The 13,903-nt window shown below is 60.4% G+C and carries 11 protein-coding genes; 2 read left to right on the top strand and 9 right to left on the bottom strand.

The genetic code is table 11. The features are described from left to right. Nucleotides 1-267: 267 nt before the first annotated feature. From CIC07_RS08620 to CIC07_RS08590, 7 genes are all read right to left on the bottom strand, one after another. Nucleotides 268-747 (bottom strand): hypothetical protein, encoded by a 480-nt coding sequence (locus CIC07_RS08620; protein ID WP_139334440.1) that lies wholly within the window; start codon nucleotides 745-747, stop codon nucleotides 268-270. Nucleotides 748-1,179: 432 nt separating this feature from the next. Further along, nucleotides 1,180-1,443 carry an HPr family phosphocarrier protein gene (locus CIC07_RS08615; protein WP_076358282.1) on the bottom strand — a complete coding sequence of 88 codons (264 nt, stop codon included), beginning with the start codon at nucleotides 1,441-1,443 and terminating at the stop codon, nucleotides 1,180-1,182. Between the two features lie 2 nt (nucleotides 1,444-1,445). Continuing rightward, the gene (gene ptsP / locus CIC07_RS08610; protein WP_076358283.1) at nucleotides 1,446-3,170 is read right to left on the bottom strand and encodes a phosphoenolpyruvate--protein phosphotransferase; all 1,725 of its coding nucleotides are present in this window, start codon (nucleotides 3,168-3,170) and stop codon (nucleotides 1,446-1,448) included. Nucleotides 3,171-3,215: 45 nt separating this feature from the next. Next, a complete protein-coding gene (locus tag CIC07_RS08605; protein ID WP_076358284.1) occupies nucleotides 3,216-4,355 on the bottom strand; it encodes a mannitol-1-phosphate 5-dehydrogenase in 1,140 nt (379 codons plus the stop codon). Further along, complete coding sequence (locus tag CIC07_RS08600; RefSeq protein ID WP_076358285.1) at nucleotides 4,352-4,789, bottom strand: PTS mannitol transporter subunit IIA; 438 nt, start codon at nucleotides 4,787-4,789, stop codon at nucleotides 4,352-4,354. Before CIC07_RS08600 ends, CIC07_RS08605 begins: the two co-directional genes overlap by 4 nt. Before the next feature lie 5 nt (nucleotides 4,790-4,794). Beyond that, the gene (locus tag CIC07_RS08595) at nucleotides 4,795-6,984 is read right to left on the bottom strand and encodes a BglG family transcription antiterminator (RefSeq protein WP_076358286.1); all 2,190 of its coding nucleotides are present in this window, start codon (nucleotides 6,982-6,984) and stop codon (nucleotides 4,795-4,797) included. A 78-nt stretch (nucleotides 6,985-7,062) separates the two neighbouring features. Then, on the bottom strand, nucleotides 7,063-8,532 hold the full coding sequence (locus CIC07_RS08590; protein ID WP_277345206.1) for a PTS mannitol transporter subunit IIBC: 1,470 nt from the start codon (nucleotides 8,530-8,532) through the stop codon (nucleotides 7,063-7,065). A 278-nt stretch (nucleotides 8,533-8,810) separates the two neighbouring features. On the opposite strand from CIC07_RS08590, the gene CIC07_RS08585 reads away from it, so the two are divergent. Continuing rightward, the gene (locus tag CIC07_RS08585) at nucleotides 8,811-9,983 is read left to right on the top strand and encodes a M20 family metallopeptidase (RefSeq protein ID WP_076358288.1); all 1,173 of its coding nucleotides are present in this window, start codon (nucleotides 8,811-8,813) and stop codon (nucleotides 9,981-9,983) included. Between the two features lie 803 nt (nucleotides 9,984-10,786). Here the strand turns inward: CIC07_RS08585 and CIC07_RS08580 are convergent. Beyond that, on the bottom strand, nucleotides 10,787-11,866 hold the full coding sequence (locus tag CIC07_RS08580; RefSeq protein ID WP_076358289.1) for a Gfo/Idh/MocA family protein: 1,080 nt from the start codon (nucleotides 11,864-11,866) through the stop codon (nucleotides 10,787-10,789). Between the two features lie 177 nt (nucleotides 11,867-12,043). Between CIC07_RS08580 and CIC07_RS08575 the strand changes: the two genes are divergently transcribed. Further along, the gene (locus CIC07_RS08575; RefSeq protein ID WP_076358290.1) at nucleotides 12,044-12,919 is read left to right on the top strand and encodes a helix-turn-helix domain-containing protein; all 876 of its coding nucleotides are present in this window, start codon (nucleotides 12,044-12,046) and stop codon (nucleotides 12,917-12,919) included. A 133-nt stretch (nucleotides 12,920-13,052) separates the two neighbouring features. On the opposite strand, the gene CIC07_RS08570 is transcribed toward CIC07_RS08575, so the two are convergent. Further along, nucleotides 13,053-13,772 carry a response regulator transcription factor gene (locus CIC07_RS08570; RefSeq protein WP_049867018.1) on the bottom strand — a complete coding sequence of 240 codons (720 nt, stop codon included), beginning with the start codon at nucleotides 13,770-13,772 and terminating at the stop codon, nucleotides 13,053-13,055. Nucleotides 13,773-13,903: the final 131 nt, after the last annotated feature.

Here is a 13,903-nt window from a genome sequence, read left to right as displayed (position 1 = left end):
TATAGCGCATGAAAAAAACCGCCCGGACCGGGCGGTTTTTTTCATGGTCTATTGGCACGCTATTGGCACGCTATTGGCACGCTATTGGCACGCTATTGGCTCAGCGGAGCAAGAAGGTTTCCTGGTCTTATTCTTGTGAGGGAGTTTGGAGCAAGGGGAGGAGCTGTCACGCTAGCCGATCGCCGATTGCTCGATCCGCTCCGTATCCTGCCGCCTATGCAGACGCCGGCTCATTGCCGGCGCCCTCTCTCAGGCTTGTTCCCTTTTTCAGCTCCACTCGCCTGTTACGAGCCCGCGCGCCGCAGTCAGCAGCGCGCTTTTTTGGGCTTCCGCCTGGGCCTCGGTCAATTCCCCGGAGGAGAGCTGGCGCTCCAATTCCGCCTCCCATGGCTGATAAACGCCGCGGATGACGGCGTCCTCCGCGCTGCTGGACAAGCTGGCCGCTTCGGCCGGCGTCTCTCCGTTCCTCAGCCGCTCCACGAGCTCGTCTACAGGCAGTCCCGCCGCTTGCGCGGCCGCGGCCGTCCACCCTATGCGGCTTGCACCGATCCGGTCGGACTGCGTCTTCTCCAGAGCGGCAGCCGATGCATGCGCGCGGGAAGGGACGGACATCGCGCTGCTCATCGACAGCATCAGCAGCAGAGCGCTGGCTGCGATCAGCCGGGCTTGCCTGGATTTGCGGTCGCTCCTTGAAGTCTTCGCCGCAGCGCTGACAGCCGGGAGCTCAGGTCCTTGTCTTTGATCCACGTTCATACCGCCTTTCGCCGGCGTCCGGATGCCCGGACTTGCCGCTTGTATGCCTTCATTGTAACGGGCATAGGTTAAGCCCGGTTTAAGCGACTCTTAAAAAAGCATTAAATTTCGCCGGCATCGGCATCACTCGCCGATATTGGCAAGGCATTGAATTCAGTTTATTCATTGAAATCAAGAAATATGACTTTAGAAAAAAATCAGCAGGGTCAAGGACCTGTTTGATCCGGATTTATTGTGCGTTTATTTTCACCCCATTCCCCTTTCGGCAGGAATTCATTTTGAAAATTCCGTTTATTTTTGATGAGTCCATATGAAGCTGGTGTCATCCCTCGCTCTTCTTATGAAGCGGTAATAAAAACAGCCGTTTGGCGGCGCCGCTCTCGGAGCGGCGCCGCCAAACGGCCTGTATGCGTTTCGCAGGAAAATCTATTCCTCGTAAATCTTAGTCAGCATCGCGCCGAGCTCCTGCAGCGCCTGCTCATCCTGCTCGCCTTCGGTCTCCACCGTGATCTCGTCGCCGGCGGCGATGCCGAGCGTCAGAAGGCCGAGAGAGCTTTTGCCGTTGGCTTTTTTGCTGCCCTTATGCAGCGTCACCTTGCAAGGGAAAGAGCTTGCCTTTTCCACGAACAGCTTGGACGGACGGGCATGGAAGCCCTGGGGATGAATGACGGTGAACGTTCCGGTTGCCATAATTATGCTTCACTCCTTAGTTGTTGGTTGACAAAATCGAGCACTTCCTGCTGCGAGTCCATGCCGAGAGCTTCCTCGGCCAGCACGGCCCATTCCTGCTGAGACAGGCGCGACACCAGCTCGCGAGCCGGCAGCACCGAGGAGGCGCTCATGCTGAATTCATGCAGGCCCATGCCGAGCAGCAGCGGGATCGCTGCCGCATCGCCCGCCATCTCGCCGCACATGCCGGCCCATTTGCCGTGCTTTTTGGCGGCTTGGATGACCATGTTGACCAGCCTCAGGATGGATGGATGATGCGGCTGGTACAGATAAGCGACCGATTCGTTCATGCGGTCTGCGGCCATCGTGTACTGGATGAGATCGTTCGTGCCGATGCTGAAAAAGTCCACTTCCTTCACAAGCGCTTCGGCATTCAGCGCCGCTGCCGGAATCTCGATCATGATTCCGACCTCGAGCGAATTGGATACCGGCACGCCCTCGGATTCCAGAGAAGCGCGCTCCTCCGCCAGGATGCGCTTCGCTTCGCGAAGCTCGCTGACGACAGCGATCATCGGGAACATGATCGCCAGCTTTCCGTGGGCGCTCGCCCGCAGCAGCGCGCGGAGCTGGGCGCGGAACAGATCCTGCCGCTCCAGGCAGAGCCGGACGGCGCGGAGGCCGAGGAACGGATTCGCTTCCTTAGGCAGCGTCAAGTAGGGCAGCTCCTTGTCTCCGCCGATGTCGAGCGTGCGGATGACGACGCGCTTGCCGTTCATTTTCTCCAGCACATGCTTGTAGACGGTGAACTGCTCTTCCTCGGACGGGAACGTCGAACGGCCCATATATAGGAACTCCGTCCGGAACAGCCCGATGCCGTCCGAGCCGTTCGCCAGCACCTTCTCCAGATCCTCGACGCCGCCGATGTTGCTGGCCAGCTCCACCTCATGGCCGTCGGACGTGACGGAAGGACGGTTCACGAACTGCTGCATGCGCAGCTTGTAGTCCTCGTATTCCCGCTTGCGGGCTTGATAGTCCTGAAGCTGGGAATCGGAAGGATCCACAATCACCTCGCCTCCGACCGCATCCAGAATGACGATGCTGCCGGACTCGATCCGCGCCGCGGCGGCTCCCGCGCCTACGACGGCGGGCAGCTCCAGGGAACGGGCCATGATCGCGGAATGGGAAGTGCGGCTGCCGATCTCCGTCACGAAGCCGCGCACATAATCGAGATCGAGCTGAGCCGTATCGGACGGCGTAAGATCGTTCGCGATCAGGATCGTCTCCTCGTCCAGCTCCGACAGCGCGCTGTGCTCGCGGCCTTCCAGCTTGCTGATGACCCGCCCGGCGACATCCTTCACGTCCGCGGCGCGTTCCCTCAGCAGCTCGTTGTCCATGGATCGAAGCACGTCGATGATGGACGAGGACACTTCATGCAGCGCATAAGCGGCATCCACTCCATCGCTGTCGATCATGTCCATCGCGGCGTCGATCAGATCGGGATCGTCAAGCAGGAACAGATGCGCTTCGAATATTTCCGCCTTCTGCGCGCCCAGCTTATCCAGCGTCCGCTCCCGAATGCGGTCGATATCGACCCGAGCCGCCTCGACGGCCTCCTTCAGCCGCTGCTTCTCCGCTCCGGCGTCCTCTGCGGGCTTGCGCGAAGGAACCGTCTCCGACTGCTGAAGGCGGTATGCCTTCGCGATCGCGATTCCGGGCGATGCGGCTACTCCAGTAATCAGTTGGCTCATGCTGAACTCCTTCTTTCTCTATCGCACTCGTTGTCTCTGTCTGTTCTATACCCGGTTGAACTTCTCGATGACGCTCACCGCGAGCGGATGGCCCGATTCCACTCCGCTCACTTCGCTGAAGGCTGCGGCTGCGCCGCTCGCGGCGATCATCGCCTGAAGCTTGACTGCCTCGGGATCCTCGGCGTAGTCGAACTTCAAGGCCAGCGCCATCACCTCGGCCAGGGAGTCCGCATGTCCGCCCTGCTCCAGGGCGCGAAGCGCCGGCCGGATCAGCCGGTCGTCCGGAGACAGCTTGCGGATCGGAGAGCGGCCGACGCGCACGACCTCGTCGGTGAGATACGGATTGCGGAAGCGGTCGAGAATCGTATCGATGTAGACCTTATGCTCGCCTTCGTCGAATCCGTATGCCTTCACGAGCATCGCGCCCGTCTCCGCCAGCGCTCCCGAGACAAGCTTCACGATCTCCTCGTCCTGCATCGACTGCTGGATCGTTTCGCAGCCTTTGCTGTATCCCGCATAGGCGGCACTGCAATGGCCGGTATTGACGGTGAAGAGCTTGCGCTCGATGTAAGGCACGAGATCGTCCACATAATGCACGCCGCTGATTTCCTGCGATCCCGGCAGCATCTGCGAGCGGTTGACGACCCATTCGTAAAAGGGCTCCACGGTAACGGCAAGAGGATCCTCATGATGCTGGATCGGCACGATCCGATCGACGGCCGAATCGGGGAATGCCGCGGCCGCTTCCGCACGCTTGGCATCCTCAGGCCCGAGCAGGGCGTAGACATGCTCTTTGAGCTGCGTGCTGGCGCCGATTGCATTCTCGCAGGCGATCACATGCAGGGGAGAAGCGCCGCGCTCCATGCGCAGCTTCAACCCATCCGCAATGCCGGGAGCGATATGCTTCAGGATCGGCACTCCGACCGCTGTCGTGACCAGATCCGCCGAGGCGACCGCTTCGGCTACGGCTGCGGCGTCGCGGCCGTCGATAGCCGACACTCCGGTCACCTCGATGGCTTCTCCGCCTTCATCCGCGAGCGTCACCGTATAGGAGCCGCGCTCCCGCAGCGCGTTGACGAGCGTTCCGTTCACATCGGAAAAGACGACATCGTAGCCGGAACGCGACAGCAGCAGCCCGATAAAGCCCCGACCGATGTTGCCTGCGCCGAAATGGAGAGCCTTCATTCTTCCATCCCGCTTTCGAAGATCGAGATGATTTCCTCGGCCGATCCCGCAGTACGGATCTTCTCCATGTTGTCCTCGTCGGAGCAGACCATCGCGACGCTCGTCAGAATATCCATATGCTCGCCGTTCTGCGCGGCGATGCCGACGATCAGCACGGCAGGCTCGTCGCCGCCGAAGTCGACGCCGCCCGGAACCTGCAGCACGGCTAGGCCGGTCGACCGGATCATCGCCTTGGCTTCGTTCGTGCCATGGGGAATGGCCAGTCCGCTGCCCATATAGGTCGAGAGCGCGTTTTCGCGCTCGATCATTTTCTCGATATAGCCTTGGTCGGCGTGTCCGGCGTCGACCAGCATCTGGCCCGCCATGCGGATCGCTTCGAATTTGTCGGCCACCTGTACGTTCAATCTGATTTTGTCTGCCGATAAAATGCTCATCTTCCTCACTCGCTTTCCAGTTTTGTTTTGAGATAGCCGCGCAGATGGGAGGCGATCAGCGCCCTGATCCTGTCCTCCCGGCCCTCCGCGAGAGCCTGGATCATTTCGTCGTCCAGCAGCGTGACGCTGACCTCGCTGAGCACCTCGAGGCTTTCGCGAGACAGCTGGCGGGGCGCCAGCATGAGCAGGAAGCGGGCAAGCCGCGGCCCTTCCGCGCCGTCCAGCCGCAAGGCCGATTCCATCTCGAACAACAACAGAGACGGCTTGAGCACGGCGTCGGTGCGGGTATGGAAGAGCGCCAGCTCCGTGCCCGGTATGAGCTGCGTCCCGTTCTCCTCGCGGCGCAGCAGCAGATCGACGACCCGATGGACATCCTTCACCGTGTCTCCGAGCGCCTCGTGTCCGCATGCGGCGCTCAGCCACTTCTCCAGGGCTGGCCGTCCGTCTACGGACAGCCGCAGCACCCTGAAGGCGTTCAACAGCTCGATGCACTGCTTGGTAGCCGCCCCAAGCTGCTCCAGTCCCGCAAGGCCGGCCGCTTCCGACGCTTTGCCGGCATCGTTCGGAACGGGTCCTGCAGCCGGGGATTCCCATTCCTTGATCAGCTCCGCTGCGGCCGCAGCCGCATCGCCGGCCGGCTTCGGCCGGAGACCCTCGCCCTGCCAGCTCTTGCTCTGGATGAATTCCCGGAGGCGATCCGCCTCCGGCGGGGTGAGAAGCGGGCTCAGCTTCAAATACTGGTCCTCGGGCAGCGGCAAGTCCACCGTGCTGATGATGAGGTCGTAATCCGACCGCGGTATGCGCGCCGCCTCATACCAGGATGCCTGATCCACGATCTGCAGCTGCGGGAACTCCTTGCGCAGGCGGACCGCAATCATTTTGGAAGACCCGATGCCGCTCGTGCATACGACGATTGCCCGCATCACTTGGCTTACTTGCCGGAGACGCTCTCTGGAAGCCCCGAAATGCATGACAAGAAATGCGATCTCCTCATCGGGAACCGTGAATCCGGGCAGGGCGGAATCGGCTGCCTGGCGAACCTGGCGATACAGCTCCGGGTATTCCTTGCGTATCGCCTCCAGCAGCGGATTGCGGATCCGCTGGCCTGCCCCCAGCCTCTCGAGAGCCGCCTTCAGATGGGCGAACAGCCCGTCGCGCAGCGAGCGGTCCGCCGAATAATCGGTCCCGTCCAGCTCGCTCATGCGGCGGATGAACGACCGCACCTTGCCGGCCAGCTCCAGATCGTCCGCCGCCAGCGAGCCGGAAGAATGTGAGGCCGCACGGCGCAGCAGCTCCGCCGCATAGGCGGCTTCCGCGACGGAATAGGCGATGCCGAGAGCCTCCCCCAGCATGCGGCACAGGATGGCGGCCGAACCGGTCTCGCTTCCGGCGGCTTCGCCGGCCGCATGTCCGGAGGCTGCGCTTTTGCGCGCATAGGCGAGCCGGTCCATATCCCCTTCGCTGACCGTCATCCCCGCTTCTATTCTTACCGCACCGATCGACAGCCGAACAAGCAGATCGGTATAGGCCTCCTCGCTAAGCGTTTCCCGCTGGTTGCCCTCTTCCCATCTCCAGAGAGCCTCTTCCACGAGCCCGATCCGATCCGCGCCCGCCATGCCCGCAATCATCGCGTCTACCGGATGGATCGGCTGGTCGTCGCTGCCGGCGATCAGCCGCAAGTCGTCCAGGCGCAAGCGCACGACCGCTCTCACCGCTTCCCGCAGCAGAGGTTCGGAGCCTGTGATTTCAACCCCGTATCCCCGTCTGCGGATGAGCAGCAGACCTTGTTTTCCCGTCCATTCGGACAGGTCGTCCAGATCGGCTCCTACGGTCGGCACGGTCACCTTCATCTCCGAAGCCAGCGAGAACAGCTTCACCGGCTCCTTGGACGCCAGCAGCCGGCAGAGCAGGTACACCTGCCGCTCATCGGAGGAGTACTCCGCCTCCTCGGGAATGAGCACTTGGGCCCGGAGAGCTTCCAGGCGCTCCGGATCCCCCTCGACGCTGAGCCCCGACCCTGCTTTGCGGCGAAGCATGATTCCGCTGCGATGCAGGAAGCTCTCGACCGCGTCCAATTCCCTGTGCACCGTCCGGGCGCTGACGCGGATCGTACGAGCGATTTCCGCCACGGTGATCTCGTATGGGGGACGAAGCAGCGAATCGAGAATCTGGCGCATCCGATACGTTAGCTCCATGAGCCTGCTCCCCCCGTACGGCCGCAAAAAGGCGGTTGGATGCCGGCAATTTGCCCGCATCCACTCGCCTCAAGCCTATTATTCGTTCGTCAGTCGTTTGACGAGCTCGTCGTATTCCGGACTTTTCAAGAAATTGTCGATGGAAATATGCTCCGCCTTCGGCGCTACGCCGCGAGCGCGGTCGGTAAGCGTTTTGTGCGTAATGACGATGTCCGCATCCGACGGGATGTCGCTGATCGCCGTATTCGTGACTTCGATCGGCGAGCCCGCAGCCTTCATCTTCTTGCGGAGGATGGATGCGCCCATCGCGCTGGATCCCATGCCTGCGTCGCAGGAGAAGACGATTTTATGCACTTCATCCTTGCCTTTCAGTCCGGCGGACATTCCTGCGGTCGCTTCGCGAGCGCCTTCGGATGCCGCAGCTGCGGCCGAGGCCGGAGTGCCGGTAGCCTTCATGTCTTTCATGCGCTGGGTTGCAGCTTCCAGATCGTCCTCGTCTTCGACCGCCTTCTTGCTCGTCTTGAGCAGCAGCGCGGCAATGAGGAAGGATACGACCGCAGCCGTGATCACGCCGCTGAGAACCGGGAGAATCTCGCCGCGCGGCGCCATCGCCAGGTAAGCGATGATGCTGCCCGGGGACGGAGGTCCGACCAGGCCTGCGCTGAACAGGGAGAACGTGAACGTGCCGGTCACGCCGCCTGCGATGGCAGCCAGGATCAGGCGAGGGTTCATCAGGATGTACGGGAAGTAGATCTCGTGAATCCCGCCGAAGAAATGGATGATCGCTGCGCCGGGAGCGGACTGGCGGGCAGCTCCGCGGCCGACGAACATGTAGGCCAGCAGGATGCCGAGGCCCGGACCCGGGTTGGATTCGAGCATGAACAGGATCGACTTGCCGGCTTCCTTGGCTTGCTCGACCGCGATCGGGTTCAGGACGCCGTGGTTGATCGCGTTGTTCAGGAACAGGATCTTCGCCGGCTCGATGAGGATGTTGACCAGCGGAATAAGATGGTGGGCGACCAGCCAATCCACGCCTGTGGAGAGGATGTTCGTCAGGCCTTCAATGATGCGTCCGATGAGCGCGTAAGCGACCAGGACGAGTCCGCCGCCGATGATGCCGAGCGAGAAGTTGTTGACGAGCATCTCGAAGCCGGGACGGATCTTTCCTTCGACGGCCTGGTCAAACTTCTTCAGCACCCATGCCGCGCCTGGACCTACGACCATCGCACCGAGGAACATCGGAATGTCGGTGCCGACGATGACGCCCATGGTGACGAGTGCGCCGATGACGCCGCCGCGCTGCTTGTGGATCATCGAACCGCCGGTATAACCGATCAGCAGCGGAAGCAGATAGGTGATCATCGGGCCGACGAGCTTGGCGAGATATTCGTTCGGGAACCAGCCTGTCGGTATGAACAAGGCCGTGATCAATCCCCAAGCGATGAACGCTCCGATATTCGGCATGACCATGCCGCTAAGGAAGCGTCCGAATTTTTGAACTCCTACCCGGGCACCGCCGGATGAGGAGGATGGAGTGGTTTTGGCCACGAGGTGTACCTCCCTATGGTTGTCTTCTGTCGAACGGCAAGATGGCATGAGCCGTTCGTCCTGTATTCATCCTATCCCACAACATCCGCGCCAACAACAAAATGAAAACGCTATATTGTCAGGAAGCCTGCTGACAAGACTTTATTAAACATCCGGAATACATCTGAATATTCCAGCGATTCCGGGACATTGCGGCGGCATAGGCATGCGGATGGTATACTGATGGGACAGGAAGCGAAGGATTCATTCTTACATTGTTTGTATAGGGAGGAAGAACTATGCCCGTAGACCACGGCATCATCCAAAAAACGATTCAGCGGCACGGAGAGCGGTGGAAGGAAATTTCTCTGCGCATCGCCAAAAATCCCGAGCTCGGCCATGAGGAGTTCCTGGCCTCTTCCCTGCTTGCCGACGAGCTCGAGCAGCAAGGCTTCTCCGTGGAGCGAGGCACTCTCGGCATGAAGACAGCCTTTGTCGCCACATACGATTCCGGCAAGCCTGGGCCGGTCGCCGCTTTTCTGTGCGAATATGACGCTCTTCCCGAGATCGGCCATGCCTGCGGCCATCATATCATCGGCGTCATGGGCGTCGCGGCTGCTTCAGCCCTGAAGGCGGCCATCGGTGAGACGGGCGGAAGCATCCGCGTTTTCGGCACCCCGGCCGAGGAAACGAGCGGCGGCAAAGTGCCCATGAGCGAGGCGGGCCTTTTCGACGACTGCGGCTTCGCGCTCATGGCTCATCCCTACCACTCCCATGAACGCTCCGGAGCTTCGCTTGCCCTCGATGCCGTCCGCTTCGAGTATCACGGCCGGACGGCCCATGCGGCGGCGAGCCCGCATCTGGGCATCAACGCCCTCGATGCCGTGCTGATGCTGTTCGGCTCCAGCAACGCCATGCGCCAGCAGACGCGCAGCGACGGACGCATACACGGCATCATCGACCACGGCGGCCAGGCGCCCAACATCATTCCCGGCTATGCTTCCGCCAAGTTCTACGTCCGCTCTGGCGACCGGGCTTATACGGATGAGCTGACGGCAAGGCTGACCGCCTGCGCGGAGGGCGCGGCACTCCAGACCGGCTGCAAGCTGGAAGTGTCGCGGTTCGAGTTCAGCTATGACGAGCTGCGGACGAACGAGGCGCTGTCTGCCGTCTATACCTCGAACCTGATCGCGTCCGGCATTTCGGAGGAAGAGATCATATCGGGCAGCGACCACGGCTCGCTTGATCTCGGCAACGTCTCTCTCCGCTGTCCGGCGATCCACCCCTATCTGAAGGTCGTGAACGGGAAGCTGGGCCTTCATACGGCGGAATTCCGGGATGCCGCCATGAAGGAGGAGGCGCTGGAAGCGATGCTGCAAGGCGCCGGCCTGCTCGCCTCCACCGCCCTCGACGTATTGGCGGATCCGGAGCTGTACCGGCGGATCCGGGAGGAGTTCGGGCGCGGGAAGTAAATCGGAGCCGGGACTGGCGCAGGTGATCTCTCCCGCTAGCTCCGCACGGCTCGATGGCTGACCGATAGGCCTTGTCTGGAGAAGCGAGCCCAGGCATAACCGTTTTCCGTTTTGCTAAGCATCTGCGCTTTGATCACAACGGAACGCCAACGTATCGGACATACGATCCGTTATTTTGAAAGTAAAGGCGGTTCTTGGAGATGATCGGACATACGATCCGTTATTCTGCCAAAAACCGCCTCCTTATGGTGTTTTTTCTGAGAATAGCGGAACTCATGTCCGATAAAATGTCTTGAATGCCCATAAAGCAGTGGATAGCGGATCGTATGTCCGATATCACTCCTTTTCCACCTCCGGCCCCGTTCCGATGCTGCAGCTTTAATCCGAGTCCGACTCCGCTCCCTTCCCATATTCCAACATCCCACTGCACTCTAAATCCACTCTCGCTGCCATCCCGATCCTGAACTTCCAATTCCACATGCGGTTCCTGTTCCGTTTCGCGTCCGCAAGCACTCTGGTCCCTCGGCAACATACTAAGGCGTCTTACTGAGCCGCGCGCCCGTGTTGATTCCGCGGCTCGCGGCCGATTCTTCCACTGGCACTTGTCCATCATGGACTTGAACCTGGATACACCTGATATCCAACCCTCGCAGCGTATTTTTGCGGAGCAAACAAGCAACGCCCATAGTGGAATCCTCTACTCCCGATCCATGCGGTTCACATCCCGCGCTCCACGCATGCTGGCAACAAAAAAACCGCCGCCGAAGTCTGTCGACTCCAAGCAGCGGCATCTTTTTGTTGTATTAGTCGAAGTAAACGGCTTTGCCCGTCTTGGAGGATTCGTAGATCGCTTCGAGAATCTCGGAGACGACCAGCGCCTGCTCCGGCGTCACGACCGGCGTCGTGTCGTTGATGACGCTCTGGATCCAGGAGCGCGCTTCCAGCTCGCCCGGATCTTCCGATGCGCCCTCGTAGAAGGCGACGCCGCCGCTGCCAAGCTCGATTTCCTTGACGTACAGGCGGGCGTTGTCTTCGCCGTTGATGCGAAGGCCGTTCTTCATGTCCGCGCCGGCCTTCGTGCCGCTCAGCGATACTTTCGCCTCGTCGACTTCAAGGGAGTTCAGGGCCCAGCTGGATTCCAGCACGATGGAAGCGCCGTTCTCCATGGTGATCATGGCGAAAGCGGAATCCTCGACCGTGAACTGCTTCGGATCCCATGGACCCCATGCATTCGCAGCGTTCTCGTTCTGGGACAGCTTGTGGTAGGCGCGTCCAAGCACGGCTTTGGGCTTGTAGTTGTCCATCATCCACAGAGCCAGGTCAAGCGCATGCGTGCCGATGTCGATGAGCGGTCCGCCGCCTTGTTTTTCTTCGTCCAGGAACACGCCCCAGGTCGGAACCGCGCGGCGGCGGATGGCATGGGCCTTGGCGTAGTAAACTTCGCCGAGCTCGTCCTTCGCGCAAGCGTCCTTCAGGAAGCGGGAGTCGGAGCGGAAGCGGTTCTGGTAGCCGATCGTCAGCTTCTTGCCGGTACGCTTGGCGGCTTCCAGCATGCGGCGCGCGTCGTCAGCCGTTTTGGCCATCGGCTTTTCGCACATGACATGCTTGCCGGCTTCCAGAGCGGCGATCGCGATATCCGCATGGGAATCGTTCGGCGTGCACACATGCACGACTTGAATGGAAGAATCATTCAGAAGGTCATGGAAATTCTCGTATACCGCCGCTTCCGGAGAGCCGAATTTGGACTTGGCGTCTTCGGCGCGGTCGCGGTGGATATCGCAAAACGCCACCATTTCAGCCTCTTGAATTTTGGACAGGGAAGGCATATGTTTGCCGTTGGCGATGCCCCCGCATCCGATAATGCCCACACGTACTTTGGACATGGATCTTCCTCCTCGCTATAAATCCGTTATTTTGGGTTTTTGGGTATGGATCGCAGAGGGACGCTTGCTTGTGGATGCCCTCTGACACTAGAATAAGTATAGATAACAGCCCATTAAAAAGAAAGCGTCTTTATAGCGATGCTTTTATGCAATATTGGTATTGGAGGCGCTTCGGCTTTGGAAGTCTACAACGAAAAGGTCCTGTATGAAAACCCTCTCCTGTCTCTGCGCATCTTCCAGTCGCAACGCGAGGACAACCTGCTCATCAACTGGCATTACCACCGGGAGCTGGAGCTTCTGCTCGTCCAGAGCGGCAGCATGGAAGTGTTCGTCGAGGAAGATGTCTTCAAGCTGGAAGCCGGAGACGTTGCGATCATCGGCGCCAACCAGCTCCACCGTGACCGGAGCTCGGCCGAAAGGCTGGATTACATCGTGCTTCAGTTCGACTTGGAGCAGTTTTTCGACCACAGCACGATGCCCTACATGCGCTACTTCACGGAAACCAACCATCCTCTCAGCCAGGTGAATTATATTTTCAAGGAGAATTCCTCCGTCAAGGAAGACATCGGGGATTGCGTCCGCGAGATTCTATCGGAGGCGACCGTCAAGCAGACCGGCTACGAGCTCGCGGTCAACATGCTGATCAAGAAGATCCTGCTCCTCATGCTCCGCAACGACAAGCGCAAGGTGCTCGCCGAGCAGGAGGATTTCGACCGGGTCCGCCTGCGGCCCGTGCTCAGCTTCGTGGAGCAGCATCTCACCGACCGGATCCAGGTGGAGGAAGTGTGCAAGCTGGCGAACATGAGCTACTATTATTTCGTCAAATACTTCAAGAAATCCATCGGGCTCAGCTTCACCGAGTACGTCAATTACCGCAAGATCAAATGGGCCGAGCGCATTCTGCTCACCAAGGATCTCAGCGTCTCCGAGGTCGGGGACCGGATCGGCATGCCGAACATGGCCCACTTCTACAAGATGTTCAAAAAGTACAACGACTGCTCGCCGAAGGAGTTCCAGAAGCGGATGCTCGCCTGGGGCGGGCGGAGCAGCTGATCTCCCCTCACCGCCGCCGCATTCTCATGAGGCAGCGATTCAAGCCAAAAAACCGCCGCAGGGGTCCGGACCCTTGCGGCGGTTTTTCAGTCTTCGGAGCCATCCCCCCGGAATCGTTCCGGCGGCAGCCCCTCTACAGCGAAGATCCGGCTTTCTTAGGCAGCACCAGCTTGTAGCCGACGCCGCGGATCGATTCGATGCAGACGGACTGCGCGCCAAGCTCGAGCTTCTTGCGCAGCGAGCTGACATGGACATCGACGGTCCGCTGGCCGCCGATATAGTCGAAGCCCCAGACGACATTCATGAGATCGTCGCGGGTGATGACCATGCCCGGCCGCTGGATCAAATACAGCAGAACTTCGAATTCCTTCGGCCTCAGCGGCACCTGCTCGCCCGCGAGCACGACCTCGTAGCGGTCGGGATAGATGGACAGCTCCCCGGCCGTAATGACCTTGTCCTGCGGGTCCGCGGCATCCGGCAAGCCGCCGCCCGAACGCCGGAGCACGGCGGATACCCGCGCCAGCAGCTCAGCCACGCCGAACGGCTTGGTGATATAATCGTCCGCGCCGTGCTTCAGTCCCTGCACGACCTCTTCCTCCGCGTTGCGCGCGGTCAGGATGATGATCGGCGTCCGGATGCCGCTCTGCCTCAGCTTGCCCAGCACCTCGAAGCCGTTCATGCCCGGAAGCATGATATCGAGCATGATCAGGTCGAAGCTGCGCTGCAGAGCCGCCTGCAGCCCGTCCGCCCCGTTCTCCGATACGGTTACTTCATACCCTTCTTGCGTCAGGTTATAAGACAAAAGCCTGGATAATGTCGGCTCGTCCTCGATGACCAGCACCTTGTGCGTCATATTCTATCGACCTCCAGCCTCGTGAGCCGACGCCCGGGTGCGGATCTCTCCGCCGCCCGTCTGCCGGTTCCGCTTGCGTTGCAGCATATGCGCCGGAGCCTGCGGCTCCGGCTGCTTGTCTCTTACCAGTG

It is taken from the genome of Paenibacillus sp. RUD330 (genome assembly GCF_002243345.2).
Taxonomy (GTDB): domain Bacteria; phylum Bacillota; class Bacilli; order Paenibacillales; family Paenibacillaceae; genus Paenibacillus_O.
This window is presented reverse-complemented; position numbering and strand designations above follow the sequence as displayed.

What these genes read in the sequence shown, in the direction of transcription:
- CIC07_RS08615 (WP_076358282.1), bottom strand. Translation starts at nt 1,443, where the DNA reads ATGGCAACCGGAACGTTCACCGTCATTCATCCCCAGGGCTTCCATGCC.
- ptsP (WP_076358283.1), bottom strand. Translation starts at nt 3,170, where the DNA reads ATGAGCCAACTGATTACTGGAGTAGCCGCATCGCCCGGAATCGCGATC.
- CIC07_RS08605 (WP_076358284.1), bottom strand. Translation starts at nt 4,355, where the DNA reads ATGAAGGCTCTCCATTTCGGCGCAGGCAACATCGGTCGGGGCTTTATC.
- CIC07_RS08600 (WP_076358285.1), bottom strand. Translation starts at nt 4,789, where the DNA reads ATGAGCATTTTATCGGCAGACAAAATCAGATTGAACGTACAGGTGGCC.
- CIC07_RS08595 (WP_076358286.1), bottom strand. Translation starts at nt 6,984, where the DNA reads ATGGAGCTAACGTATCGGATGCGCCAGATTCTCGATTCGCTGCTTCGT.
- CIC07_RS08585 (WP_076358288.1), top strand. Translation starts at nt 8,811, where the DNA reads ATGCCCGTAGACCACGGCATCATCCAAAAAACGATTCAGCGGCACGGA.
- CIC07_RS08580 (WP_076358289.1), bottom strand. Translation starts at nt 11,866, where the DNA reads ATGTCCAAAGTACGTGTGGGCATTATCGGATGCGGGGGCATCGCCAAC.
- CIC07_RS08570 (WP_049867018.1), bottom strand. Translation starts at nt 13,772, where the DNA reads ATGACGCACAAGGTGCTGGTCATCGAGGACGAGCCGACATTATCCAGG.